Origin of the sequence: Pseudomonas cremoricolorata (genome assembly GCF_000759535.1) — a bacterium.
GTDB classification, from domain to species: domain Bacteria; phylum Pseudomonadota; class Gammaproteobacteria; order Pseudomonadales; family Pseudomonadaceae; genus Aquipseudomonas; species Aquipseudomonas cremoricolorata_A.
In genome coordinates this window covers 2433012-2456520 of record NZ_CP009455.1, presented here as the reverse complement: position 1 = coordinate 2456520, position 23509 = coordinate 2433012, and the positions used below count along the sequence as shown (strand labels likewise).

The 23509-nt window shown below is 63.5% G+C and carries 23 protein-coding genes; 9 read left to right on the top strand and 14 right to left on the bottom strand.

What is annotated here, in order from left to right; genetic code table 11:
* The 8 genes from era to rpoE all read right to left on the bottom strand — a co-directional run bounded on the left by era (position 1) and on the right by rpoE (position 8400).
* Positions 1 to 903 carry a GTPase Era gene (gene era, locus LK03_RS10705; RefSeq protein WP_038412319.1) on the bottom strand — a complete coding sequence of 301 codons (903 nt, stop codon included), beginning with the start codon at positions 901 to 903 and terminating at the stop codon, positions 1 to 3.
* Complete coding sequence (gene rnc / locus LK03_RS10700) at positions 896 to 1585, bottom strand: ribonuclease III (RefSeq protein WP_038412318.1); 690 nt, start codon at positions 1583 to 1585, stop codon at positions 896 to 898. Before rnc ends, era begins: the two co-directional genes overlap by 8 nt.
* Before the next feature lie 159 nt (positions 1586 to 1744).
* Positions 1745 to 2599, bottom strand: coding sequence for a signal peptidase I (gene lepB, locus LK03_RS10695; RefSeq protein ID WP_038412317.1), 855 nt, complete (start codon positions 2597 to 2599; stop codon positions 1745 to 1747).
* Positions 2600 to 2604: 5 nt separating this feature from the next.
* Positions 2605 to 4404, bottom strand: coding sequence for a translation elongation factor 4 (gene lepA / locus LK03_RS10690; protein ID WP_038412316.1), 1800 nt, complete (start codon positions 4402 to 4404; stop codon positions 2605 to 2607).
* A 210-nt stretch (positions 4405 to 4614) separates the two neighbouring features.
* Positions 4615 to 6018, bottom strand: a complete 1404-nt coding sequence (locus tag LK03_RS10685; RefSeq protein WP_430962076.1) for a DegQ family serine endoprotease — start codon at positions 6016 to 6018, stop codon at positions 4615 to 4617.
* Between the two features lie 201 nt (positions 6019 to 6219).
* Positions 6220 to 7185: a MucB/RseB C-terminal domain-containing protein gene (locus LK03_RS10680; RefSeq protein ID WP_038412314.1), complete on the bottom strand. Its 966-nt coding sequence runs from the start codon at positions 7183 to 7185 to the stop codon at positions 6220 to 6222.
* An 8-nt stretch (positions 7186 to 7193) separates the two neighbouring features.
* Positions 7194 to 7787, bottom strand: a complete 594-nt coding sequence (locus tag LK03_RS10675; protein ID WP_038412313.1) for an RseA family anti-sigma factor — start codon at positions 7785 to 7787, stop codon at positions 7194 to 7196.
* Positions 7788 to 7818: 31 nt separating this feature from the next.
* Positions 7819 to 8400, bottom strand: coding sequence for an RNA polymerase sigma factor RpoE (rpoE, locus tag LK03_RS10670; protein ID WP_011535354.1), 582 nt, complete (start codon positions 8398 to 8400; stop codon positions 7819 to 7821).
* A gap of 434 nt (positions 8401 to 8834) precedes the next feature.
* Here rpoE and nadB point away from each other — a divergent pair, with 434 nt between their 5' ends.
* Positions 8835 to 10451, top strand: a complete 1617-nt coding sequence (gene nadB / locus LK03_RS10665) for an L-aspartate oxidase (RefSeq protein WP_038412312.1) — start codon at positions 8835 to 8837, stop codon at positions 10449 to 10451.
* A gap of 4 nt (positions 10452 to 10455) precedes the next feature.
* On the opposite strand, the gene LK03_RS10660 is transcribed toward nadB, so the two are convergent.
* Positions 10456 to 10905 (bottom strand): protein YgfX, encoded by a 450-nt coding sequence (locus LK03_RS10660; protein ID WP_038412311.1) that lies wholly within the window; start codon positions 10903 to 10905, stop codon positions 10456 to 10458.
* Positions 10889 to 11143, bottom strand: a complete 255-nt coding sequence (locus tag LK03_RS10655; protein ID WP_028696741.1) for a succinate dehydrogenase assembly factor 2 — start codon at positions 11141 to 11143, stop codon at positions 10889 to 10891. The genes LK03_RS10660 and LK03_RS10655 overlap by 17 nt, the downstream gene beginning before the upstream one ends.
* Positions 11144 to 11299: 156 nt before the next feature.
* Here LK03_RS10655 and LK03_RS10650 point away from each other — a divergent pair, with 156 nt between their 5' ends.
* Together LK03_RS10650 and LK03_RS10645 are read left to right on the top strand one after the other, a co-directional pair.
* On the top strand, positions 11300 to 12241 hold the full coding sequence (locus LK03_RS10650; protein ID WP_038412310.1) for a YgfZ/GcvT domain-containing protein: 942 nt from the start codon (positions 11300 to 11302) through the stop codon (positions 12239 to 12241).
* Between the two features lie 56 nt (positions 12242 to 12297).
* Positions 12298 to 13104: an HDOD domain-containing protein gene (locus LK03_RS10645; RefSeq protein ID WP_038412309.1), complete on the top strand. Its 807-nt coding sequence runs from the start codon at positions 12298 to 12300 to the stop codon at positions 13102 to 13104.
* 2 nt (positions 13105 to 13106) lie between these two features.
* Here LK03_RS10645 and LK03_RS10640 read toward each other — a convergent pair whose 3' ends face one another.
* Both LK03_RS10640 and LK03_RS10635 read right to left on the bottom strand, forming a co-directional pair.
* Positions 13107 to 14504 carry a sensor histidine kinase gene (locus LK03_RS10640; RefSeq protein WP_038412308.1) on the bottom strand — a complete coding sequence of 466 codons (1398 nt, stop codon included), beginning with the start codon at positions 14502 to 14504 and terminating at the stop codon, positions 13107 to 13109.
* Positions 14494 to 15168: a response regulator gene (locus LK03_RS10635; protein WP_038412307.1), complete on the bottom strand. Its 675-nt coding sequence runs from the start codon at positions 15166 to 15168 to the stop codon at positions 14494 to 14496. Before LK03_RS10635 ends, LK03_RS10640 begins: the two co-directional genes overlap by 11 nt.
* A gap of 196 nt (positions 15169 to 15364) precedes the next feature.
* Here LK03_RS10635 and LK03_RS10630 point away from each other — a divergent pair, with 196 nt between their 5' ends.
* The 5 genes from LK03_RS10630 (at position 15365) to LK03_RS10610 (ending at position 20759) form a co-directional block, all read left to right on the top strand.
* Positions 15365 to 16654, top strand: a complete 1290-nt coding sequence (locus LK03_RS10630) for an OprD family porin (RefSeq protein WP_038412306.1) — start codon at positions 15365 to 15367, stop codon at positions 16652 to 16654.
* 30 nt (positions 16655 to 16684) lie between these two features.
* On the top strand, positions 16685 to 17677 hold the full coding sequence (locus LK03_RS10625) for a Bug family tripartite tricarboxylate transporter substrate binding protein (RefSeq protein WP_038412305.1): 993 nt from the start codon (positions 16685 to 16687) through the stop codon (positions 17675 to 17677).
* Positions 17678 to 17758: 81 nt separating this feature from the next.
* Entirely contained in the window at positions 17759 to 18217 is a 459-nt protein-coding gene (locus LK03_RS10620) for a tripartite tricarboxylate transporter TctB family protein (RefSeq protein WP_038412304.1), read from the top strand.
* 3 nt (positions 18218 to 18220) lie between these two features.
* Positions 18221 to 19735: a tripartite tricarboxylate transporter permease gene (locus tag LK03_RS10615; protein ID WP_038412303.1), complete on the top strand. Its 1515-nt coding sequence runs from the start codon at positions 18221 to 18223 to the stop codon at positions 19733 to 19735.
* Positions 19728 to 20759: an AbrB family transcriptional regulator gene (locus LK03_RS10610; protein ID WP_038414682.1), complete on the top strand. Its 1032-nt coding sequence runs from the start codon at positions 19728 to 19730 to the stop codon at positions 20757 to 20759. The genes LK03_RS10615 and LK03_RS10610 overlap by 8 nt, the downstream gene beginning before the upstream one ends.
* A 363-nt stretch (positions 20760 to 21122) precedes the next feature.
* On the opposite strand, the gene ung is transcribed toward LK03_RS10610, so the two are convergent.
* Entirely contained in the window at positions 21123 to 21815 is a 693-nt protein-coding gene (ung, locus tag LK03_RS10605; RefSeq protein WP_038412302.1) for a uracil-DNA glycosylase, read from the bottom strand.
* A gap of 127 nt (positions 21816 to 21942) precedes the next feature.
* On the opposite strand from ung, the gene LK03_RS10600 reads away from it, so the two are divergent.
* Positions 21943 to 23052 (top strand): enoyl-CoA hydratase/isomerase family protein, encoded by a 1110-nt coding sequence (locus LK03_RS10600; RefSeq protein WP_038412301.1) that lies wholly within the window; start codon positions 21943 to 21945, stop codon positions 23050 to 23052.
* Positions 23053 to 23072: 20 nt separating this feature from the next.
* Here LK03_RS10600 and LK03_RS10595 read toward each other — a convergent pair whose 3' ends face one another.
* Positions 23073 to 23471, bottom strand: a complete 399-nt coding sequence (locus tag LK03_RS10595; protein WP_049870468.1) for a hypothetical protein — start codon at positions 23469 to 23471, stop codon at positions 23073 to 23075.
* Positions 23472 to 23509 lie beyond the last annotated feature (38 nt).

Below are 23509 nucleotides of genomic sequence, written 5' to 3'. Positions count from 1 at the left end.
TTACAGGTCGCCGTAGCCCAGCGAGCGCAGGGCGCGCTCGTCGTCGGACCAACCGCCCTTGACCTTGACCCAAAGGTTGAGCATCACCTTGGCGTCGAACAACTGCTCCATGTCCTTGCGCGCTTCGGAACCAATGCGCTTGATGCGTTCACCCTTGTCGCCAATGATGATTTTCTTCTGCCCATCCCGCTCGACCAGGATCAGCGCATGGATGTGCAGCACCGCACCCTGCTGCTTGAACTCCTCGATCTCGACGGTGATCTGGTACGGCAGCTCGGCACCCAGCTGACGCATGATCTTCTCGCGCACCAGTTCGGCAGCGAGAAAGCGGCTGCTGCGGTCGGTAATCTGATCTTCCGGGAAGAAGTGCTCGTTTTCCGGCAGATGCTTGGCGATCAGGCTTTCCAGGGCATCGAGGTTATGCCCTTGCTGAGCCGAGATCGGCACCACTTCGGCATTGGGCAATTGCTCTTGCAGCCATTGCAGGTGCGGGATCAAGTCGCCTTTCTCGTCCATGCGGTCGGTCTTGTTCACGGCGATGATCAGCGGGCCGGTGACGTATTGCACACGCTCGAGCACCAGTTGGTCTTCGTCGGTCCAGCGGGTGCGGTCGACGACGAAAATCACCACGTCGACATCTTTCAACGCGGCCGAGGCATTGCGGTTCATGTAGCGGTTAAGGGCCTTGTCGTTGGCCTTGTGCATGCCCGGGGTGTCGACGTAGATGGCCTGGACATCACCCTCGGTCTTGATGCCGAGCATGTTGTGCCGAGTGGTCTGCGGCTTGCGCGAGGTGATCGCAAGCTTCTGCCCGAGGATATGGTTGAGCAAGGTCGACTTGCCTACGTTCGGCCGGCCGACGATGGCCACGTAGCCGCAACGGGTCGGGGTGTTCTCAGTCATTGCCATTCTCCACGCCCAGGGCGATCAGTGCCGAGGCTGCCGCGACCTGCTCGGCGATGCGCCGGCTGACGCCCTGGCCGCGGCTCTTGTTGTTCAGCAGCACCACTTCGCATTCGACGAAGAAGGTACGGCAGTGAGGTTCGCCCTGGATGTCGACCACTTCGTAACGTGGCAGCTCGCAGGCACGCGACTGAAGGAATTCCTGCAGGCGGGTTTTCGGGTCTTTGTTGGTGTCGACCAGGGTCAGGCTCTCGAACTCGCCAGCCAGCCAGGCGAGGATACGCTCGCGGGCGGTCTGCATGTCAGAGTCGAGGTAGATGGCGCCGATCAACGCTTCGAGGGCATCGGCGAGAATCGACTCGCGGCGAAAACCACCGCTTTTCAGTTCACCAGACCCCAGGCGCAGGTAGTCGCCAAGATCGAAACCGCGGGCCAGTCGGGCCAGGGTTTCACCTTTCACCAGGCGCGCACGCAACCGCGATAGCTGACCTTCGCGGGCCTGCGGAAAACGCTCGAACAGCGCTTCGGCAGCGACGAAGTTGAGGATCGAGTCACCGAGAAACTCCAGCCGCTCGTTATTGCGACCTGCGTAGCTTCGATGAGTCAGGGCCAGGAGCATTTGCTCCTGGTCCTGGAAGGTGTAGCCGAGCTTGCGCTCGAGGCGGGCAAGTGGGGCATTCATGCGGCCACCTGTGGGTCATTCAACGCGTTGTTCAAATCAAAGTCCTGAAGACTGCGTGGCTGCGACCACCGTCCGATCCGGTGGATTCTCTGATCCTGAAGAACACAGCCTATGTCAGAAATGCATTCGGCGCTGCCAGGCTGGCAGCGCCGTGGTGGATCAGTGGATCAGGCCGACCCGCGACAGGTTGGGCAGATGGCTGAGCTTGGGCTCGGGCCAGCTCATCCAGACCGCGAAGGCCTTGCCGACGATGTTGCGGTCCGGAACCATGCCGTGCAGTTCCTTGGGAATGTTCGGATCGTCCCAGAAACGGCTGTCGTTGGAGTTGTCGCGGTTGTCGCCCATCATGAAGTAGTGCCCGGCAGGCACCGTCCACTGCTGGTCGGGCGGCATGCGGTAACGGCTCATTTCCTTGCGGATCAGATGCTCGGCTTCGCCGAGTTTTTCCTTGTACAGCTCTGCGCTGCCCAGGGTTCCTGGCTCGGTTCCGACGAGTTGCTCGGCAATCGCCTGCCCGTTGACGAACAGACGCTTGTCATTGGTATAGCGAATCTGGTCACCCGGTAGGCCGACCACGCGCTTGATGTAATTGACGTTCGGATCGCTGGGGTAGCGGAACACCATCACATCGCCGCGCTTGGGATCGCCCACCTCGATGACTTTCTTGTCGATCACCGGCAGGCGGATGCCGTAGGAGAACTTGTTGACCAGAATGAAATCGCCCACTTCCAGCGTTGGTTTCATCGACCCGGACGGAATCTGGAAGGGTTCGACCAGAAACGAACGCAACACCAGCACGATGAACAGCACCGGAAAGAACGACTTGCCGTATTCGACCAACAGCGGTTCCTTGTTCAGGCGCTCGATCACGGCACCCTCAGGCTGAGTGACGCTGCCCTGATAGGTGGCGATCGCCGCACGACGGCGCGGCGCCAGGAACAGCAGATCGATCAGCCCCAGCAGACCACAGACAGCTACGGCGATGACGAGCAACAGCGGGAAATTTAGCGACATAGGACCTAGCTATCCAACCTGAGCACGGCGAGGAAGGCTTCCTGTGGAATTTCCACGTTGCCGACCTGTTTCATGCGTTTCTTACCGGCCTTCTGCTTCTCCAGCAGCTTTTTCTTACGGCTGACGTCGCCGCCGTAACACTTGGCCAGTACGTTCTTTCTGAGCGCCTTGACGGTCGTTCGGGCAATGATCTGGCCACCGATGGCTGCCTGGATCGCTACGTCGAACATCTGCCGCGGGATCAGTTCCTTCATCTTTTCGGTCAGCGCACGCCCTTTGTAGGCCGCGTTGTCGCGGTGCACGATCAGCGCCAGGGCATCGACCTTGTCGCCGTTGATCAACACATCCAGCTTGACCAGATTGGCCGACTGGTAGCGGTCGAAATGATAGTCCAGCGAGGCGTAGCCACGGCTGGTCGATTTCAGACGGTCGAAGAAGTCCAGCACCACCTCGTTCATCGGCATGTCATAGCGCACCTGCACCTGACTGCCGAGGAACTGCATGTCACGCTGCACGCCGCGTTTCTCGATGCACAGGGTGATGACGTTGCCCAGGTGTTCCTGCGGCACCAGGATGGTGGCAGTGACGATGGGCTCACGGAAATCGGTGACCGACGAGACATCCGGAAGCTTGGACGGGTTGTCCACCACAATGGTTTCACCCGTCTTCAGTTCCAGCTCGTAGATCACGCTCGGGGCCGTGGTGATCAGGTCCAGGTCGTATTCGCGCTCGAGGCGCTCCTGGATGATTTCCATGTGCAGCATGCCAAGGAAACCGCAGCGGAAGCCAAAGCCCAGCGCATCGGAGCTTTCCGGCATGTATTGCAGGGACGAGTCGTTGAGCGTCAGCTTTTGCAGGGCATCGCGGAAATCCTCGAAGTCATCGGAGCTGACCGGGAACAGGCCGGCATACACCTGCGGCTGGATCTTCTTGAAACCGGGCAGCACTTCGACATCCGGCGTGGCCGCCAGGGTCAGGGTATCGCCGACCGGCGCGCCGTGAATGTCCTTGATGCTGCCGATGATGAAGCCGACTTCGCCGGCCTTCAGATCGGCGGTCTGGGTGTGCTTGGGGTTGAACACACCCACGCTGTCGACCAGGTGCACCTTGCCGGTGGATTTGACCAGAATCTTGTCGCCCTTCTTCACCCGACCCTGGCGCACGCGCACCAGCGAGACCACGCCCAGGTAGTTGTCGAACCAGGAGTCGATGATCAGCGCCTGCAGCGGGGCATCGATTTCACCGGTGGGGGCCGGGATGGTCTGCACCAGGCGTTCGAGCACTTCGTCGACGCCCATGCCGCTCTTGGCCGAACAGGCCACGGCGTCGGTGGCGTCGATGCCGATGATCTTCTCGATTTCGTCCTTGACGCGGTCCGGGTCGGCCTGCGGCAGGTCCATCTTGTTGAGCACCGGCATGACCTCCAGGCCCTGCTCGATGGCGGTGTAGCAGTTGGCGACCGACTGCGCCTCGACGCCCTGACCGGCATCGACCACCAGCAAGGCACCTTCGCAGGCAGCCAGCGAGCGGCTGACTTCATAGGTGAAGTCGACGTGGCCCGGGGTGTCGATGAAGTTCAGCTGGTAGGTCTTGCCGTCTTGCGCCTTGTAATGAAGCGTGACGCTGTGGGCCTTGATGGTGATGCCGCGCTCGCGCTCGAGGTCCATGGAGTCCAGTACCTGGGCCTCCATCTCGCGTGCCGTGAGGCCGCCGCACAGCTGAATGAAACGGTCGGCCAGCGTCGACTTGCCATGGTCGATGTGGGCGATGATGGAGAAATTGCGGATATGACTCAAATCACTCACGGGTCAACACTCGAAAAGGCTGCGAGCCGGACGCCCGCCAAAAATAGCCGGGAATTGTACCCCAACCCGCAGGGTTATGGGAGATTCCCGATCAGTTAACCGGTAACGTCCTGCTACGCGAACGACGCGATACAGACCATGGACCCGTGGCTGGCTGCCCGGCACATACGACAAGGGCAGCCGTAGCTGCCCTTGTCGATTCATGGCCGATCAGTCGGCCAGCTTGAAGGTGATGAAGCTGGCGCGCCCCTGGCGCAGCACCCGCATCGATACCGAGCGATTCTTCGGCAGTTCCTTGGCAATCTCGGTGAACTGCTTGGTCGAGAGAATGGCCTGGTTGTTCAGGTGGCTGATGACATCACCCGGACGCAAACCGATCAACGCCGCTGGACCGTCCTGCACTTCCTTGATCATCACCCCGCCCTTGAGCTCGAGCGACTTCTTCTGCTCGGCGGTCAGCTCGGCGACCGACACGCCAAGACGGTTGCTGCTGCGCTCGACGCCTTCTTTCTTGGCGCCCGGACTCAGATCAGCGTCATCGTCTGGCAGCGCACCGACGGCGATGTCGAGGTTCTGCCGCTTGCCGTTGCGGATGATTTCAAGCTTGGCCTTGTCGCCATCCTTGAGGCTGCCGACCAGGTGCGGCAGGTCGGCGGACATGACGATGGGCTGGCCGTTCATGCTGAGGATCACGTCGCCGACCTGCAGCCCACCCTTGGCTGCCGGACCGTCGTCGAGCACCTGCGCCACCAGGGCACCAGCTGGCTTGTCGAGGCCGAAGGATTCGGCGAGGTCCTTGTTGACCTCCTGAATCACCACGCCCAGCCAGCCGCGGCTGACCTTGCCGTCTTTCTTCAACTGGTTGGAAACGTCCAGGGCAACGTCGATCGGGATGGCGAACGACAGGCCCATGAAGCCGCCGGAGCGGGTGAAAATCTGCGAGTTGATACCTACGACCTCGCCATTCATGTTGAACAGCGGCCCACCGGAGTTGCCGGGGTTGATCGCCACGTCGGTCTGGATGAACGGTACGTAGCTATCGTTGGGCAAGGTACGGCCCTTGGCACTGACGATACCTTTGGTCACCGAATGATCGAAGCCGAACGGCGAGCCAATGGCCAGCACCCACTCCCCGACCTTGAGTTTCTGCGAATCGCCCAGCTTGACGATGGGCAGGTTCTTGCCCTCGACCTTGAGCAGCGCGACATCGGTGCGCGGATCGGTGCCCACCAGCTTGGCCTGCAACTCACTGCGATCGGACAAGCGCACGATGATTTCGTCGGCATCAGCGACCACATGGTTGTTGGTCAGCACGTAACCATCGGCGGAGATGATGAAGCCCGACCCGAGCGACTGCGCTTCGCGCTGACGGTCGCCGCGCGGCGAACGCGGCTGCTGCGGCAGGCTGCGTTCGAAGAACTCGCGGAACATCGGCGGCAGACCTTCCAGATCAGGCATCTGCCCCTGGGCGATACGCCGGTCGGGCAGCTTCTGCTTGGTGCTGATGTTGACGACGGCAGGCGACGCCTGCTCGACCAGCGTGGTGAAGTCCGGCAGCGCTTCCTCGGCCTGGGCCACGAGCGCCTGCCCGAGCATCAGCACGGCGGCAAACATCGACAGATAGGGTTTCAAGCGTGGTATCGACATACGACTCCCGTCACAACGAGCGCAGTTGGCAGTTAGGTTCCGCTAGGCCATGGGCAGGCCAGCTGCATGGAAAGACAGACCTATAAGAAATTTGCCCATGGATTGCAAATGACATTGCTTTAATTTCGTTTCAGCGCATGGCTGCAAGGCACGCTTCACCCGGCGTTTTCAATGGCTGGCCTGGGCATCCTGGGCTCTTACCGATAATGCCACACGTTCAGCGGTACCCAAGGGAATCTCCCCGACCACAGTGACCCTGATCGCACCCTTAGCGGTAACCAGGTGTCGGGATACCGCAGCAGTGGGGCCTAACTGTGTACGAATATCCGACTCGTTGGCATCCTTGATCGGCTCGAGAAACACAGAGAAGCGCGACAGGCCATCGTCGTACAACAGGCTGCTGCCCTGGCTGTCCTGATCACCCCGAACGTGCCCACTGCTGCCGATCAGCTCGAAGCCAGGCGGTAGCCAGTCGGAGCGCCAACCAACAAAACCGGTAGTGCTCGTGGCAACGGCCGGTTCGAGCGGTTTGCAGGCTGGGCGAGGACGCAGCTCGCTGTCGCTGGGCGGTCGATCGGTGTCGAGCGCGATCACCTGATAACGCTCCAGCAACTGGCCTTTTTCATTGACCATGAGCGAGCGCAAGGGCAATCCCGTGCGCTTGTCCAGGTCAAGGTCGAAGCCATAGCGATGTTGGTCGCGCGGGATGAGGCTGATGATCACTGCTTCACGACCAGCCACACGCGACTGGCCGGCGACCTTCAGGTCGTACCAGCTCATCAGTTTCAGCGGATCGAGAATACGGTGCGCGGTGTCGGCACGTGCGGCTGCACCGTCAAGCAAATCGCCAGTGGCGCACTTGACCTGACCGTTTACGCGGAGGATTTCCTGGCCTTCACCATCGAGCTGGGAGAGACGCTCACGGACGTTGCCGTCGACGGCTTGATGCCAGATTTGGTGAGAAGAAAAACTGCCGTTGCGTTCGTAGATGAACGAACCTTGATAACTCTGTTGGCGCTCGGCCTGTGCCAGCCTGTGCAACCAGTCATTCGCTTGTGGCGAAGAATTGGCGGCCAGTGCTGGCACTGCGGCGCAACTGCCGATCAACAGCGACAGGAGGGCTGGTGCACGCATGTTCCTGCTTACTTGGTGTCTTCCATGCTGGCGGCACGAGCATAGGGTAGAGCAGTCTCAGAACCCTTCACAGCGGAATCCTGGGCGTGCTGACGCAGGTAGTTGGGCAAACGCTGATCCCAACCCGCCTGGTTCTGCAGGACGCCGTTGGCCATGGGGCCGGTTGGCTGTTCGCTGCTTTCGCTGTAACCCGCCAGCACCGCAGGGCCTTGGGCCTGAGGAGCGCTCAGGGTCTGCTGGGCAGGCTGTTGCGCGGCAAGTTCGGGACCGGTGATGTCGTCCTGGTTGTACAGGCGAACACCCGCCAGAACGGCAACGGTGACCGACGCTGCGACCGCCAGGCGACCGATGCTGCGCCATGGGCCCTGCTTGACCTTGGCCGGAGCGGCCTCGTCAGCCAATGCTGCGGATACCGCCGAGGCGATGTCCAGCTGGGGCATCAGCAACTCTTTGTGCATAGCCGCACGAGCGACCTGGTAACGCGACCAGGTCGCGCGGGTGTCCTGATCGTCCAGGGCGTTGAGCACCCGACGCAGTTCCAGTTCATCCGCTTCGTTGTCCAGTACAGCGGACAGCGATTCCTGCAAAGCTTCACGACTCATGGCGGTTCCTCTCTTGGCTAGCGCCGCTGTCTCAGGATTCCTGCAACAGCGGTTGCAGGGCTTTATCAATGGCCTCCCGGGCGCGAAAGATTCGGGAGCGCACGGTACCCACCGGACATTGCATGACACTGGCAATGTCTTCGTAACTCAGACCGTCGAATTCGCGTAAGGTCAGGGCCGTGCGCAAATCTTCTGGCAGTTGCTGGATGGTCCGATGGACGGTGCCTTCGATTTCATCCCGCAACAACGAGCGCTCTGGGGACTCGAGATCCTTGAGGCCATGATCGCCGTCATAGAATTCCGCATCCTCGGAACTCACATCGCTGTCTGGAGGCCGCCTTCCTCGCGACACCAGATAGTTCTTCGCCGTGTTGATGGCGATGCGGTACAGCCACGTGTAGAACGCACTGTCGCCACGAAAGTTTCCCAAGGCGCGGTAGGCCTTGATGAAAGCCTCTTGCGCCACATCCTGGGCTTCATGGGTGTCGTGGACGAAACGCACGATCAACCCGAGAATCTTGTGCTGATACTTCAGCACCAACAGATCGAACGCTCGCCTGTCACCGCGCTGCACGCGCTCGACAAGCTGCTGATCCTCTTCCTGGGTTAGCATGAACACTCCTCAGTGAACTCGAAGGAGCGTTGCAAAAGCCACCGTTCAGGCTTGCAAACATAGACTCGGGCTTTAGGCAAAAGTTCTCCCCTCCAAGCAAGTTTCCTGCGGCCCTTGGTCGGCGCGCACGAGCGACGCAGTCCGGCACCGCTGACTGCATCGACATTAGGATCTCGAATACGCAGGATTTCGCCCGATAAGAGCAGCTGCCCTGCGTCGCCGCGGCAATTGTGACGTGCGGGCAGCCTTCATGGGATTTCCCAAGAGGTAGGAAAGTTCCCACGCAGATTCTTCCGCCGGCGCAAGCGCCGTTGGAAATCAGCTACCTGGGACTGCTATAAAGGCAGCCCGGCGACGATTCACGATAGTTTCACAATGCCACCTACGCATGACTATTGTGCCGTTCCCCTCCCCCAGATTACTAGTGTCCCGACATGAGCCAACAATTCCAACATGATGTCCTGGTGATCGGCAGTGGCGCAGCGGGCTTGAGCCTGGCGCTCAACCTCCCTACGCACCTGCGCGTTGCGGTGCTGAGCAAGGGCGAGCTGGCCAATGGCTCGACGTTCTGGGCCCAGGGCGGCGTGGCCGCCGTGCTGGACGACACCGACACCGTACAGTCCCACGTCGAGGACACGCTCAATGCCGGTGGCGGCCTGTGCCACGAAGATGCCGTGCGCTTCACCGTCGAGCACAGTCGCGAGGCCATCGAGTGGCTGATCGAGCAAGGCGTGCCATTCACCCGTGACGAACAGGCAGGCGGTGATGACAGCGGCTTCGAGTTCCACCTCACCCGTGAGGGCGGTCACAGCCATCGACGCATCATCCATGCCGCCGATGCCACCGGCGCGGCGATTTTCACCGCGTTGCTTGAGCAGGCACGGCGACGCCCCAACATCGAACTGCTCGAACAACGCGTAGCAGTCGACCTGATTACCGAACGACGCCTGGGCCTAAACGGCCAGCGCTGCCTTGGTGCCTACGTGCTGGACCGCAACAGTGGAGAAGTCGACACCTTCGGCGCCCGCTTCACCGTGCTCGCCACCGGCGGCGCGGCCAAGGTCTACCTGTACACCAGTAATCCCGACGGTGCCTGCGGGGACGGTATCGCCATGGCTTGGCGCGCCGGCTGCCGGGTCGCCAACCTAGAGTTCAACCAGTTTCACCCCACCTGCCTGTACCATCCGCAGGCCAAGAGCTTCCTCATCACCGAAGCCCTGCGCGGTGAAGGTGCCCTGCTGCGCCTGCCCAATGGCGAACGCTTCATGCCGCGCTTCGATGCCCGTGAAGAACTGGCCCCGCGCGACATCGTCGCCCGCGCCATCGACCACGAGATGAAGCGTCTGGGCATCGATTGCGTGTATCTGGACATCACCCACAAGCCGGCCGAGTTCATCAAGGCGCACTTTCCCACGGTCTACGAGCGCTGCCTGGCCTTCGGTATCGATATCACCTGCCAGCCGATTCCGGTGGTGCCAGCGGCGCATTACACCTGTGGCGGGGTCATGGTCGACGAACAGGGCCACACCGATGTGCCCGGCCTGTACGCCATCGGCGAAACCAGCTTCACCGGCCTGCATGGGGCCAACCGCATGGCCAGCAACTCGTTGCTCGAGTGCTTCGTTTATGGCCGCGCCGCCGCTGCCGACATCATCGCCCAGCTGGAGCGGATCGGCATGCCGAGCACCCTGCCCTGCTGGGACGCCAGCCAGGTCACCGATTCCGACGAAGACGTGATCATCGCCCACAACTGGGACGAACTGCGGCGCTTCATGTGGGATTACGTAGGCATCGTGCGCACCAGCAAGCGCCTGCAACGGGCTGCGCACCGTGTGCGCATGCTGCTCGACGAGATCGACGAGTTCTACAGCAACTACAAGGTCAGCCGCGACCTGATCGAACTGCGCAACCTGGCCCTGGTGGCCGAACTGATGATCCGCTCGGCGATGCAGCGCAAGGAATCACGTGGCTTGCATTACACACTCGATTATCCGCAGCCACTCGCCGAGGCCCGCGATACGGTGCTCGACCCGGCCGTGGGCCGGCACTGATCGCTCAGGGCGCTTGCCAGCGTCGCCGGCTGAAGGTCAGCCGCAGGCGCAGGCGGCGATGCTGTTCACGGCACAGCGCATCGGCGAGTACGCACTGGCTTTCACTCAACCTGCGCCCCTGGCGCACATAGCGCAGCACCACCAGACCGGGCACTGCCAGGCTGTCTCGGCACAGGCGCACTGGCTGCCAGCCGTGGCGCTGGCTGAACAGCTGCCAGCCGCGTGGGCTGCGGCGCAATGCGGTGATGGCGGCGGGGTGAGTGAGCAGGATATGACGCGGGATGACCCAACAGGCGTGCGCTACACCGAGCACGGCGGCGAGCGCCAGCAGCCAAGCCGGCGCCGCGCTTAGCCCCAAGGCGCACACGGCCAGCGCCTGGCATGCCAGGTAGGCCGTCAGCAGGCGGCGCGAGCCGTGCCAACGGCATTCGAAGGTGTCACTTGGGCTGGACACGGTCCAGGATGATGCGGACCATGCGTTGCAGCTCCGGATCCTGCGACTCGTTGCGCTCCATGAACCAGCCGAACATGTCCTGGTCTTCGCACTCGAGCAGGCGCCGGTACAGCGCGCGGTCGCTCTCGCCCAGGGTCGCGTAGACCTCCTGAGTGAACGGCACCAGCAGCACGTCGAGCTCGAGCATGCCGCGGCGGCTGTGCCAGAACAGGCGATTGAGTTCAGTTTGTTCGACCATGGGGCCCTCCTCGAATGGCCGGGCAGTATACAGCCTGCGCGACAGCGCGACACTCGGCATTGGTCGCACACTGTTACCACCCAGGCCATGCGCCTACCTATTTGCGCAGCGGCGTTCTATGATGGCCGCCAGACTTTCCAGCTACCGCGATGACCCATGGCCGATACCGCTTTCTACTGCCCCCTCAGCCACGAGGGCGTGCTCGCCGTCCGCGGCTCGGACGCCGGCAAATTCCTGCAGGGCCAACTGACCTGCAACCTCAACTACCTCGACGATGCACACGCCAGCCTCGGCGCCCGCTGCATGGTCAAGGGCCGGATGCAGTCGAGCTTTCGCATCCTGCCGGAAGGCAACGGCTATCTCTTGGCAATGGCCAGCGAGTTGCTCGAAGCGCAGCTGGCCGACCTGAAAAAATACGCGGTGTTTTCCAAGGCCGTGCTGACCGACGACAGCGCCCTGTGGTCACGTTTCGGTCTGCACGATGCGCAGCCGGCCTTGCAGGCACTGGGCCTGGAACTGCCGGATGAAGCGGGCGCCACGGTGCGTCAGCCCGGCCTGATCGCCACCCGCATCAGCCCCGGCCGCGCCGAGCTGTGGGTGGTCACCGAACAGGCCAGTCAGGTGCACGACCACCTCGCCGCATGCCTGACCCAGGGCACTCTCAATGACTGGCTGCTGGGCCAGGTTCGCGCCGGTATCGGCCAGGTCTTCGGCGCCACCCGCGAGCTGTTCATTCCACAGATGATCAACCTGCAGGCCATCGGTGGCGTGAGCTTCAAGAAAGGCTGCTACACCGGTCAGGAAATCGTTGCGCGCATGCAGTACCTGGGCAAGCTCAAGCGGCGCCAGTACCGTCTGACGCTGGAATCCGGCGAAGCCCCTGCGCCGGGCACCGAGATCTTCTCCCCGACCCATGCTTCGTCGGTCGGCGAGGTGGTGCTGGCTGCCGGCACTGATGCCGGCGCCGAGCTGCTGGCAGTGCTCAGCGCCGACTCGGTGGCCGACGACAACCTGCACCTGGGCGCACCCGACGGGCCGCGTCTGGACGTGTTGACGCTTCCCTATGAACTGGACCGCGATCAGGAAATCCAACGCTGATCAACCAGCCCCGCCACCCGCGTGGGGCTGCTCCCTCACCGCGGTAGAGATTCCTGATGAACAAGCTGGCCAGGACGGTGCAAGCGCAGTTGCTTGCTGCCATCGATAATGACGACCTCGTGTTGCCGACCTTGCCCGAAGTGGCCCTGAGCATCCGTGAGGCCGCTGAAGACAGCGAGATCAGCGTGGCCGCCCTGAGCCGGGTGATCGGTCAGGACGCGGCCTTGGCCGCACGCCTGATCAAAGTCGTCAACAGCCCGTTGCTGCGCGCCTCGGTCGAGGTCACCGAGTTGCACACGGCAATCACCCGACTGGGCATCAACTACAGCTGTAACCTGGCCATCGGCCTGGTGATCGAGCAGATCTTCCATGCCCGTTCGTCCGCGGTAGAGCAAACCCTGCGCGAAGTGTGGCAGACCAGCCTGGAAGTGGCCGGCATCAGCTACGCCCTGTGCCGCCGCTTCACCGACCTCAAGCCCGACCAGGCGGCACTGGGCGGTCTGGTACATCAGATCGGCGCCCTGCCGGTGCTGATCTACGCCCAGGAACACGACGAGTTGCTGTCCGACCCGGTATGCCTGCAGTACGTGATCGAGCAGATTCAGCCAGCGCTCGGGGACAAACTGCTCAGCGCCTGGGACTTCCCCGAACAGTTGGCCACCTTGCCCAGCCAGATCGACGACGTGCAACGCACAACCGCCCGCGCCGACTACGTCGATGTCGTCCAGATCGCCCGCGGCCTGCAGCGCCGTGACGACACCCAGAGCCTGCAGGCACTGCCCGCCTGGCGCCACCTGAAGCTGCCGCTGGGCAGCGAGCTGGACGCGGTGCAGTTGCTCGAAGCCCGTGACCTGCTGCGCTGACCTCAGGCCTCGTCCAGCGGCGTGTCGGCGATGAAGCTCACGCGAACGCGCAAACCGCCACTGTGGCCTTGGTGCAGGCTGATCTGCGCCAGGTGCGCACGGCAGATTTCGCCGACGATGGCCAGGCCCAGCCCGGTACCCTGGGCGCTGCGCCGGTAGAAGCGCTCGAAGACCATCTCCCGTTCGTCCGCAGGAATCCCAGGCCCGTCGTCCTCCACCTCAAGCACTGCGGGCGCCAGCACGCGAAGAATCACATTGCCGCCCACCGGGGTGTGCGCCAGGGCGTTGTCCATCAGGTTGCTGAGCAGTTCATTGAGCAGGGTCGGCTCGCCCTTGAGCCACACCGAGGCCTGGGCTTCGAGCGCCAGGGCCACCCCGCGGGCATGGGCGAGCGGCGCCATGGCCATGCCCAGCTCGCGGGCCAGTTGAGTCAGGTCCAGACGCTGGGCGCCGCCTTCGGCGATCGCCCGCGCGCCATTCTCGACCCGTGCCAGCGACAGCAACTGGTTGGCCAGGTGAGTCAGCCGATCAGTGCCCTGGGCAGCTTCGGTCAAGGTCTGACGCCACTGCTGCGGCTGGTCCGAGCGCAGACCCAGTTCGACCCGGGCCTTGAGTACCGCCAGCGGTGTACGCAGTTCATGGGCAGCCTCGGCGATGAACTGCGCCTGGCGCTCGAACTGCCCGCGCAGACGCTCGGTGAAGTGATTCAGGCCGCGCACCAGCGGCTCGAGCTCACGCTGTACCTGCACCAGCGGCAAGGGTCGCAGGTCGTCGGTCTGGCGCTCTTCCACGGCACTGCGCAAGCGCTCCAGCGGGCGCAGCGCGGCGCTGACCGCGAACCACACCATCACCAGCGCGCCGAACGCCAACATGCCAAGGCGCAGCAGGGTGTCGCCGGCCAGGGAGCGGGCCATGCTCTCGCGCGCTTCCTCGGTTTCCGCCACACGAATCTCGGCCATGCCGTTGATGTTCGGCTCACTGACGGCCCGCAGCAGACTCACCACCCGCACGTCCTGGCCCTGATAGGTGGCGTTGTAGAAACGCGCCAGGGCCGGGTAGTCGTCGGTGCGCGGCGTGCCCGGTGGCGGGGGCGGCAGGTTCTCGTAGCCCGAGATCAGCCGTTGGTTGATGTCCAGCACCTGGTAGTAGATACGTCCCGCGCTGTCGTAGGCGAAGGTGTCCAGCGCCACGTAGGGCACATCGGCGCTGAGGGTGCCGTCGCGCTGGGACAAACCGGCGGCGATGGTCCGCGCCGAGGCCAGCAAGGTGCGGTCGTAGGCGGTGTCGGCCGCCTCCCGACCGTTCCAGTAGGCGCTCAGGCCGCTGGCGAGCATCAGCACCACCAGCAAGAGCGCAAGGTTACCGAGCAGGCGCCCGCGCAAGCTGCCGTTATCCGCCATCACGGTGCTCGAGCAGATAACCCAGGCCGCGGAAGGTCACGATCGCCACCGGCTGACCATCGAGTTTCTTGCGCAGGCGGTGGATGTAGATTTCGATGGCATCGGGGCTGGCTTCTTCATCCAGACCGAACACCTGGGCCGCCAACTGCTCCTTGCTCATCACCCGTCCGGGCCGGGCGACCAGGGCTTCGAGCACGCTCTGCTCGCGGGACGTCAGGCTCAGGTGCTCGTCGCCCAGGGTGAAGCGCCGGGTGTCGAGGTGATACACCAGCGGCCCGCAGCGCTGCTGGCGCTCGCCACCGAGCACGCTGCGGCGCAGCAAGGCCTTGACCCGCGCTTCCAGCTCGGTGACTTCGAAAGGTTTGGCCAGGTAGTCGTCGGCCCCGAGGTTCAGGCCATGGACACGGTCCTTGACGTCACTGCGCGCAGTCAGCATCAGCACCGGCACGGTCTTGCCGCGGCCGCGCAGACGCGCCAGCACCTCGAAGCCATCCATGCGCGGCAGACCGACGTCCAGCACCACCGCCGCGTACTCCTCGCTGGCCAGCGCCAGGTCGGCGGCGACGCCATCATGCAACACGTCAACGGTCAGGCCCTGACTCTTGAAAGCCTGCGCCATGCTCTCGGCCAGTTGCAGGTGATCTTCGACCAGCAGCACACGCATCGCAGTTCCCCTCGATCGTACGGTTGGCGCGGAGTGTAACCGCGGCGGCGGCGCTGTGAAGCCCCTTGTTACAAACCTTTGACACTGAAAGGTTGGCGAAAGGTTGGTTGCCTAGGATCGCACCACGGTAGCCCGATCTACCCGGAGTAGCACCAACAAGGTGCAGCCCAATAAGAACAAAAAATGGAGTCACCCCATGTTGCCGCCACAGCCAAAGGCCCTCGTGCCATTCCGCTCGTTGTCCGCACGTCCCAGCGCCATTGCAGGCGCATTCGCCCTTGTGGGCGTCGCCCCGCTGAGCCAGGCCGCTTTCTTCGAAGACAGCAAGGCCACCTTCGAAACCCGTAACATGTATTTCAATCGCGATTTCCGCGATGGCACCAGCGCGCAGCAGTCCAAGCGCGACGAGTGGGCCCAGGGTTTCATGCTCAATCTGCAGTCCGGTTACACCGAAGGCACCGTTGGTTTGGGCCTCGACGCACTGGGCATGCTCGGCCTCAAGCTCGATTCGAGCCCTGACCGCACCGGCAGTGGTTTGCTGCCGACCCATGATGACGGGCGCGCCGCCAACGAATATTCCAAGCTCGGCCTGACGGGCAAAGTGCGCATTTCAGCCACCGAACTCAAGGTTGGCACACTCATCCCGGTGACTCCGGTGCTGCGTCCCAACGATGGCCGCATCCTGCCGCAGACGTTCGAAGGCGGCCTGATCACTTCCCGCGAGATCGACCGCCTGACCTTCACCGGCGCGCGCCTGGGCAAAGTCAAGGATCGCAACGACACGAACTGGGAAGATATCGCGCTGAACAACAAGAACAGACGCTTCGGCGGCAGCTTCAGCGGCGATCATTTCGACATGGCCGGGCTCGACTACGCGTTCAGCAAGTCGCTCACTGGCAGCTACTACTTCGCCCAGCTCGACGATGTCTACCGTCAGCATTACTTTGGCCTGCTCTCCAGCCACAAATGGGGCCCTGGCACCTTCGGTACCGACCTGCGCCTGTCGTTCAGCGATGAGCAGGGCCAGGCCAAGGCCGGCGACATCGACAACACCACCACCAACGTCATGCTCAGCTATGCCCTGAGCGGCCACAAGTTCAGCGCCGGCTACCAGCGCATCTCCGGCGACAGCGCCTTTCCCTACCTCGATGGCGCCGATCCCTATCTGATCAACTTCCTGCAGATCAACGACTTCGCCAACGCCGACGAGCGCTCCTGGCAGGCCCGTTACGACTACAACTTCGCAGCGTTCGGCCTGCCTGGACTGAGTTTCCTGACCCGCTATGTCAACGGCGACAACGTCAGCCGCGCCAGCGGCGGTGAAGGCAAGGAATGGGAGCGCGACATCGAACTGAAATACGTGGTGCAGAGCGGGCCGTTGAAGAACGTCGCCGTGCGCCTGCGCAACGCCAGCTTTCGCTCCAACTTCGCCCGTGACGCCGACGAAAACCGTGTGCTGGTCAGCTACAGCCTGGCCCTGTGGTAACGCATAACAACAACTGACGGAGACAACACCATGACCTTCACCCTGCGCCGCCTCGCCCTCGCCACTGGCTGCCTGCTGCTGGCCGGCAACGCCCTGGCCGCCGAACCCAAGCGTCCCGAATGCATCGCCCCGGCTTCGCCGGGCGGTGGTTTCGACCTGACGTGCAAGCTGGTACAGAGCGCGCTGGTCAACGAGAAGATTCTCAGCAAGCCCATGCGCGTGACCTACATGCCAGGCGGTGTTGGCGCCGTGGCCTACAACGCGGTCGTGGCCCAGCGCCCAGCCGATGCCGGCACCCTGGTGGCTTGGTCCAGCGGCTCGCTGCTGAACCTGGCACAAGGCAAGTTCGGTCGCTTCGACGAAAATGCCGTGAAGTGGCTGTCGGCGGTGGGCACCAGCTACGGCGCCATCGCGGTGAAGGCCGACTCGCCGTACAAGACCCTCGACGACCTGGTCGCGGCATTGAAGAAAGACCCAAGCAAGGTGGTGATCGGCTCGGGCGGTACCGTCGGCAGCCAGGACTGGATGCAGACCGCGCTGATCGCCAAGGCCGCCGGCATCAACCCGCGCGACCTGCGCTACGTGGCCCTGGAAGGCGGTGGCGAAATTGCCACGGCCCTGCTCGGTGGTCACATCCAGGTTGGCTCGACCGACATCTCCGACTCCATGCCGCACATCCAGAGCGGCAACATGCGCCTGCTCGCGGTGTTCTCCGAAGAACGCCTGGACGACCCGGAAATGAAGAACATTCCGACCGCCAAGGAGCAAGGCTACGACATCGTCTGGCCAGTGGTACGCGGCTTCTACCTGGGGCCAAAGGTCAGCGACGAAGACTACGCCTGGTGGAAGGATTCGTTCGACAAGATGCTCGCCTCGGAAGACTTCGCCAAGCTGCGTGACCAGCGCGAGCTGTTCCCCTTCGCCATGACTGGCGAGGAGCTGGACACCTACGTGAAGAAGCAGGTCGCGCAATACAAGGTGCTGGCCAAGGAATTCGGCCTGATCCAGGACCAGCCTCAGTAATCCCGGCGATCACCGCTTCCACGTCGTGTGGAAGCGGACGCTTGGCGCTGCTTCTACATGCTTTCTTCCGAGGATTCGATCATGGTCCTGCAACGCATCTTTGCCCTGATCCTGCTGGCGGTCTGTGCTGCCCTGGCAGTCATGGCCTGGCCTTATCAGGCCGCTTTTTCCTATGAGCCGGTCGGCCCCCGCGCCTACCCGCTGCTGATGCTCGGGCTGATGGGCCTGGGCCTGCTGTACCTGGCGATTCGTCCTACGCCAATCGTGCGCAAGGACGATGAGCCGGAACTGGACCGCGCCACCCTGATGAAAATCGCTGCGTGCATCGGGCTGCTGCTGCTGTTCGCCGCCACCTTCGAGTCGCTGGGCTTCATCCTCAGCGCCATCCTCGCCGGCCTGCCCATGGCACGCCTGTATGGCGGTCGCTGGTTGTACAGCGCCATCGTCGTGACCGGCATGAGCATTTTTCTCTACTGGCTGTTCGACCGCATGATGGACGTACCGCTGCCGCTTGGCCTTCTCAGCGTTCTGGAGAACTGAGACATGGATACTTTGAGCTACCTGGGCCAGGGCTTCGGCGTCGCCCTCTCCCCCTACAACCTGGTCACCGCCCTGAGCGGCACGTTGATCGGCACCGTGGTCGGCCTGCTGCCGGGCCTGGGCCCGATCAACGGCGTGGCGCTGCTGATTCCCATCGCCTTCGCCCTGGGCCTGCCGCCTGAATCAGCCTTGATTCTGCTGGCGGCGGTGTACCTGGGCTGCGAATACGGCGGGCGTATCAGCTCGATCCTGCTGAACATTCCGGGCGAAGCCTCGACCGTGATGACCACCCTCGACGGCTACCCCATGGCCCGTCAAGGCCTGGCTGGCGTGGCGCTGTCGCTGTCGGCCTGGAGCTCGTTCATCGGCGCCTTCATCGCCACCTGCGGCATGGTGCTGTTCGCCCCGCTGCTGGCCAAATGGGCGATTGCCTTCGGACCTGCCGAATACTTCGTGCTGATGGTGTTCGCCATCGTCGCGCTCGGCGGCATGGCCGGCGACAAACCGCTGAAAACCTTCATCGCCGCGCTGATCGGCCTGTTCCTCTCGGCGGTCGGTATCGATGCCAACAGCGGTGTGTACCGCTTCACCGGCGGCAGCGTGCACATGGCCGACGGTATTCAGTTCGTCGTGCTGGTGCTGGGCCTGTTCTCGATCAGCGAGATTCTGCTGTTGCTGGAGAAGACCCACCACGGTCACCAAGCGGTCAAGGCCACCGGGCGCATGCTCTTCAACATGAAAGAAGCCGCGTCGGTGTTCGTGGTCAACATCCGCTGCGGCCTGCTCGGTTTCGTCATGGGCGTTCTGCCCGGTGCCGGCGCAACGCTGGCCAGTGCGGTGGCCTACATGACCGAAAAACGCATGGCCGGTGCCAGCGGCAAGTTCGGTAAAGGCGACCCGCGCGGCCTGGCTGCCCCGGAGACCGCCATCGGTGCATCGTGCTGCGGCGCCCTGGTGCCGATGCTGACCCTCGGCGTACCCGGTTCGGGCACCACGGCGGTGATGATCGGCGCGCTGACCCTGTACAACATCACCCCAGGACCGATGCTGTTCGAGCAGCAACCAGACATTGTCTGGGGCCTGATCGCCTCGTTGTTCATCGCCAACATCATGCTGGTGATCCTCAACATCCCGATGATCCGCATCTTCACCCGTATTCTGTCGGTGCCGAACTGGGCGCTGGTGCCGGTGATCGCCATCATTACCGCGATCGGCGTCTATGCCGTACACGCCACCACCTTCGACCTGTTCCTGATGGTCGGCATCGGCATCATGGGCTACATCCTGCGCAAGCTGGACTTCCCGCTGTCGCCGATCCTGCTCGGGTTCATCCTCGGCGGCCTGATGGAGCAGAACCTGCGCCGCGCGCTGTCGATCTCCAACGGTGAACTGGGCATCCTCTGGTCGAGCCCGATCAGCCTGGGTGTGTGGATCGTCACCGCGTGCATGATCTGCCTGCCACTGCTGCGCATCTGGCGCCGCCGTGCCCAGCAACGCCGGGCCGTGGCGGATGCCTGATCGCAGGCTGCCGCTGTACTGGGCAACCGGGCTGGTCGGCCTTGCAGGCGGGTTTCTCGCCAGCAAGGTCGGCTGGCCTTTGCCGTGGATGGTCGGCTCATTGCTGGCGATCATCCTAGTGCGCTGCCTGAGCCCCTGGCAGCTCTCGGAAATCCCCAATGGGCGCAAGTGCGGGCAGTGGATCATCGGCGTCGGTATCGGCCTGCACTTCACACCCCTGGTGATCGAACAGGTCGCCAGCCACTTTGTGCTGATCTTCTTCGGCGCCCTGCTCACTACCGTGTCGAGCATCGTCGGTGTGTGGTTGCTGCGCCGCAGTGGCGAAGACCGACCAACCGCGTTCTTCGCCAGCATGCCGGGCGGTTCTGGCGAGATGGTCAACCTCGGCGCACGCAATGGCGCGGTGCTCAGCCAGGTGGCGGCGGCGCAGAGCCTGCGCGTGCTGGCGGTGGTGCTGAGTGTGCCGGCGCTGTTCAAGCTGCTGCTCGGCGATGGCCCGACGCTGCACCACAGCGGCACGGTCAGTTGGCCGTGGCTAGCGCTCATTACGCCATTGGCGCTGCTCAGCGCGTTGCTCTGGCAACGCCTGCGCCAGCCCAACCCGTGGTTGTTCGGGCCGTTGCTGGTCACCGCGGTGGTGAGCCTGATCAGCGATCAGCAGCTTTCGTTACCCGACGGCGCCAGCCAGATCGGCCAGTGGTTGATCGGCAGCGGCCTGGCCTGCCACTTCAACCGCGCCTTCTTCCGCCGCGCCCCGGCGTTTCTCGGCCGTACCCTGGTGGCCACGGCGTTGAGCATGGGCATCGCTGCCACGGCGGCCTGGGGCATGGCCAGCCTTACCGGGCTGGACGTACGCTCGCTGACCCTGGGCATGATGCCGGGCGGCATCGCCGAAATGAGTCTGACCGCCGAAACCCTGCAACTGTCGGTGCCGCTGGTGACCGCACTGCAGGTAATGCGGCTGCTGTTCGTGCTGTTTCTGGCTGAGCCGTTGTTTCGGGTTTGGCAGCGGTCGGGGGATTGATTCAGGAGAATTCTGCGGTAACCGTTAATTTGACCTATCGTCCCGGTTTCGCCTGGCGGCGACCTACTTTTTGGGGAAAAAGTAGGCAAAACCCTGTGCTCCACTAGCCGGCCCTGCACTGCGCTTCGCTCCGTTCCGGGTACCCTGCGCTCCGGTGCTCTACGGGGCGCCGCGGGCAAGGGTTGCTGCGCAACCCTAACACCTCGCGTCCTCGGCTACGCCTCGGGTGCGCTGCGCGCACGCCCCTTCGAACACCTGCGCTCCGGCCGGCTACAGTCGCGGGCGGTGGTGCCTGAACGATCTATGTAAAAGAGCAAAGAGGATGTGCCTGTAGCCACGCGGGTTCGGCCGCGAATCCATCTGCTAAACCGCCGGCAACTTCCAGTCGATCGGGGCGATTCCACGCTGCTCAAGGAATCCGTTGGTACGGCTGAAATGGCCGCAGCCGATGAAGCCGCGATAGGCCGACAGTGGCGAGGGGTGCACCGACTTGAGCACCAGGTGCTTGGTGCCGTCGATCAGCTTCTGCTTGCTCTGGGCGTGGGCGCCCCAGAGCAGGAACACTACGTGCGGACACTGCTCGCTGACCACCTGGATGATGCGGTCGGTGAAATGCTCCCAGCCTTTCTTGGCATGGGAGGCGGCGTTGGCGCGTTCGACGGTCATGGTGGTGTTGAGCAGCAGCACGCCCTGCTCGGCCCAGCTTTGCAGATAGCCATGGCTGGGGATCGGCAGGTTGAGGTCGCGTTGCAGCTCTTTGTAGATGTTGACCAGCGACGGCGGTGCCGGCACGCCGGGTTGCACCGAGAAGCACAAACCATGGGCCTGGCCGGGGCCGTGGTACGGGTCCTGGCCGAGAATCACCACTTTCACATCAGGCAGCGGCGTGGAGTTCAGCGCATTGAAGATCAGCGGCCCTGGCGGGTAGATCTGCTTGCCGGCGGCGTATTCCTGGCGCAGAAACTCGCGCAGCTGGTGCATGTAGGGCTGGTCGAACTCCTCGCGCAGCGCGGCCTTCCAACTGGGTTCGAGCTTGATGCGGTCGTCGTCGGTCATAGGAAAATCCAGAATCAGAGGGGCGCGACCCTAGGAAAGCGTGGCCGCAATGTCAATTCATCCGACCGGCGCCGGGCAGGATCGGTTCTGCCAGCCATACTGGAGCAACGACCTGAGGAGGAAGTCCATGTCCGTTCTCTGCCAAGTCCTGGCCGGCGCCGATGGTGCTGGTATCGGCGTCGCCACCCTCGACGCCCCGAACAGCCTCAATGCCCTGACCCTGGGCATGATCGAAACCCTCGACCAGCAATTGCGCGCCTGGGCCGATGACCCGAATGTGGTCTGTGTGCTGCTGCGCGGCAACGGCCGCAAAGCCTTCTGCGCCGGCGGCGATGTGCGCACCCTGGCCACGGCCTGTCTTCGCCAGCCGGGCTGCGTACCGGCCGAGGCGGCGCAGTTCTTCGCCGCCGAGTACAGCCTCGACTACCACCTGCACACCTACCGCAAACCCTTGCTGTGCTGGGCCCACGGCCACGTGCTGGGCGGTGGCATGGGCTTGCTGCAAGGCGCCGGGGTGCGCATCGTCACCCCCAGTAGCCGGTTGGCGATGCCGGAAATCAGCATCGGTTTGTACCCGGATGTCGGCGCCAGCCGCTTTCTGGGGCGACTGCCGGGCAAGCTGGGTGTATTCCTGGCGTTGACGGGCGCGCCGATCAACGCCCGCGATGCCCTTGACCTGGGCCTGGCGGATCGGGTCTGGGCGGATGACAAGCAAGCAGAACTGCTCGATGAACTGCTGCAAGTGAACTGGCAAGAACAAACCGCACTGCAACTGAACAGCCTGCTGCGCGCCGGACATCGCTGCGCCAGCGCACAGTTGCCGGTCGCCCAGTGGCTGCCGCGGCGCGGGCTGATCGATGAACTGCTGGATGTCAGCGACGCGCCCTCGGCCTGGCGCGCCCTGGCCGGGCTGCGCCATCACCCTGACCCGCTGCTGGCCGCAGCCGGCGAGCAGTTGCAGCGTGGCTGTCCGCTGACCGCACACCTGATCTGGGAACAGTCCCAGCGCGCGCGGCACCTGTCACTCAGCGAGACACTGCAAATGGACTACACCATGAGCCTGAACTGCTGCCGCCATCCGGAATTCGCCGAAGGCGTGCGCGCCCGGCTGATCGACAAGGACCACGCGCCACGCTGGCACTGGCCGGATGTGGCGCAGGTGCCGGCGGCGGTGGTCGAGGCGCATTTCAGCAAGGCCTGGGAGGGCCGCCACCCGCTGGCAGACCTCGCCCATTGACGCGGGCCTTGCCGGCCATGCTAACGGCCCGGCCAGCCGCCTGGGCCTGGCGGGCCCGGTGGGTGGCGGTAATCATGTCGCTCGCGGTCGCGTCCGTAGTCATGCCGATGGCGGTGGCCGTGATCACCGCGGCCACCGCCGCGCCAGGGCACCATCTGTGGGGGTGGATAGGGCCGGTAGTAGCGCGGCCCTGGCACCGCTCGATAGTAGCCCGGCGGCGCCGGCCGATAGCGTGGCTCGGGCGAATAGTAATAGCGCTGCTGGGGCACTACGTAGTAGCGGTCGCTGCGGTAATACCCAGGATAAACCTCAGGCTCGGCCTGGTAGACCTCGGTGCGGTAGTAACCGCCACCCTGGTACGGCGCGCACGCGGTGGCGAACAACGTCAGCACGGTGATGAAGATGATTCGAGGGTACATGGCGGCCTCCCGACCGCTAGGATGCCCGACTCAGCGAC

Coding starts and splice junctions, on each gene's coding strand:
- era (WP_038412319.1), bottom strand. CDS start 903: ATGACTGAGAACACCCCGACCCGTTGCGGCTACGTGGCCATCGTCGGC.
- rnc (WP_038412318.1), bottom strand. CDS start 1,585: ATGAATGCCCCACTTGCCCGCCTCGAGCGCAAGCTCGGCTACACCTTC.
- lepB (WP_038412317.1), bottom strand. CDS start 2,599: ATGTCGCTAAATTTCCCGCTGTTGCTCGTCATCGCCGTAGCTGTCTGT.
- LK03_RS10685 (WP_430962076.1), bottom strand. CDS start 6,018: ATGTTTGCCGCCGTGCTGATGCTCGGGCAGGCGCTCGTGGCCCAGGCC.
- LK03_RS10680 (WP_038412314.1), bottom strand. CDS start 7,185: ATGCGTGCACCAGCCCTCCTGTCGCTGTTGATCGGCAGTTGCGCCGCA.
- LK03_RS10675 (WP_038412313.1), bottom strand. CDS start 7,787: ATGAGTCGTGAAGCTTTGCAGGAATCGCTGTCCGCTGTACTGGACAAC.
- rpoE (WP_011535354.1), bottom strand. CDS start 8,400: ATGCTAACCCAGGAAGAGGATCAGCAGCTTGTCGAGCGCGTGCAGCGC.
- nadB (WP_038412312.1), top strand. CDS start 8,835: ATGAGCCAACAATTCCAACATGATGTCCTGGTGATCGGCAGTGGCGCA.
- LK03_RS10655 (WP_028696741.1), bottom strand. CDS start 11,143: ATGGTCGAACAAACTGAACTCAATCGCCTGTTCTGGCACAGCCGCCGC.
- LK03_RS10650 (WP_038412310.1), top strand. CDS start 11,300: ATGGCCGATACCGCTTTCTACTGCCCCCTCAGCCACGAGGGCGTGCTC.
- LK03_RS10645 (WP_038412309.1), top strand. CDS start 12,298: ATGAACAAGCTGGCCAGGACGGTGCAAGCGCAGTTGCTTGCTGCCATC.
- LK03_RS10640 (WP_038412308.1), bottom strand. CDS start 14,504: ATGGCGGATAACGGCAGCTTGCGCGGGCGCCTGCTCGGTAACCTTGCG.
- LK03_RS10635 (WP_038412307.1), bottom strand. CDS start 15,168: ATGCGTGTGCTGCTGGTCGAAGATCACCTGCAACTGGCCGAGAGCATG.
- LK03_RS10630 (WP_038412306.1), top strand. CDS start 15,365: ATGTTGCCGCCACAGCCAAAGGCCCTCGTGCCATTCCGCTCGTTGTCC.
- LK03_RS10625 (WP_038412305.1), top strand. CDS start 16,685: ATGACCTTCACCCTGCGCCGCCTCGCCCTCGCCACTGGCTGCCTGCTG.
- LK03_RS10620 (WP_038412304.1), top strand. CDS start 17,759: ATGGTCCTGCAACGCATCTTTGCCCTGATCCTGCTGGCGGTCTGTGCT.
- LK03_RS10615 (WP_038412303.1), top strand. CDS start 18,221: ATGGATACTTTGAGCTACCTGGGCCAGGGCTTCGGCGTCGCCCTCTCC.
- LK03_RS10610 (WP_038414682.1), top strand. CDS start 19,728: ATGCCTGATCGCAGGCTGCCGCTGTACTGGGCAACCGGGCTGGTCGGC.
- ung (WP_038412302.1), bottom strand. CDS start 21,815: ATGACCGACGACGACCGCATCAAGCTCGAACCCAGTTGGAAGGCCGCG.
- LK03_RS10600 (WP_038412301.1), top strand. CDS start 21,943: ATGTCCGTTCTCTGCCAAGTCCTGGCCGGCGCCGATGGTGCTGGTATC.
- LK03_RS10595 (WP_049870468.1), bottom strand. CDS start 23,471: ATGTACCCTCGAATCATCTTCATCACCGTGCTGACGTTGTTCGCCACC.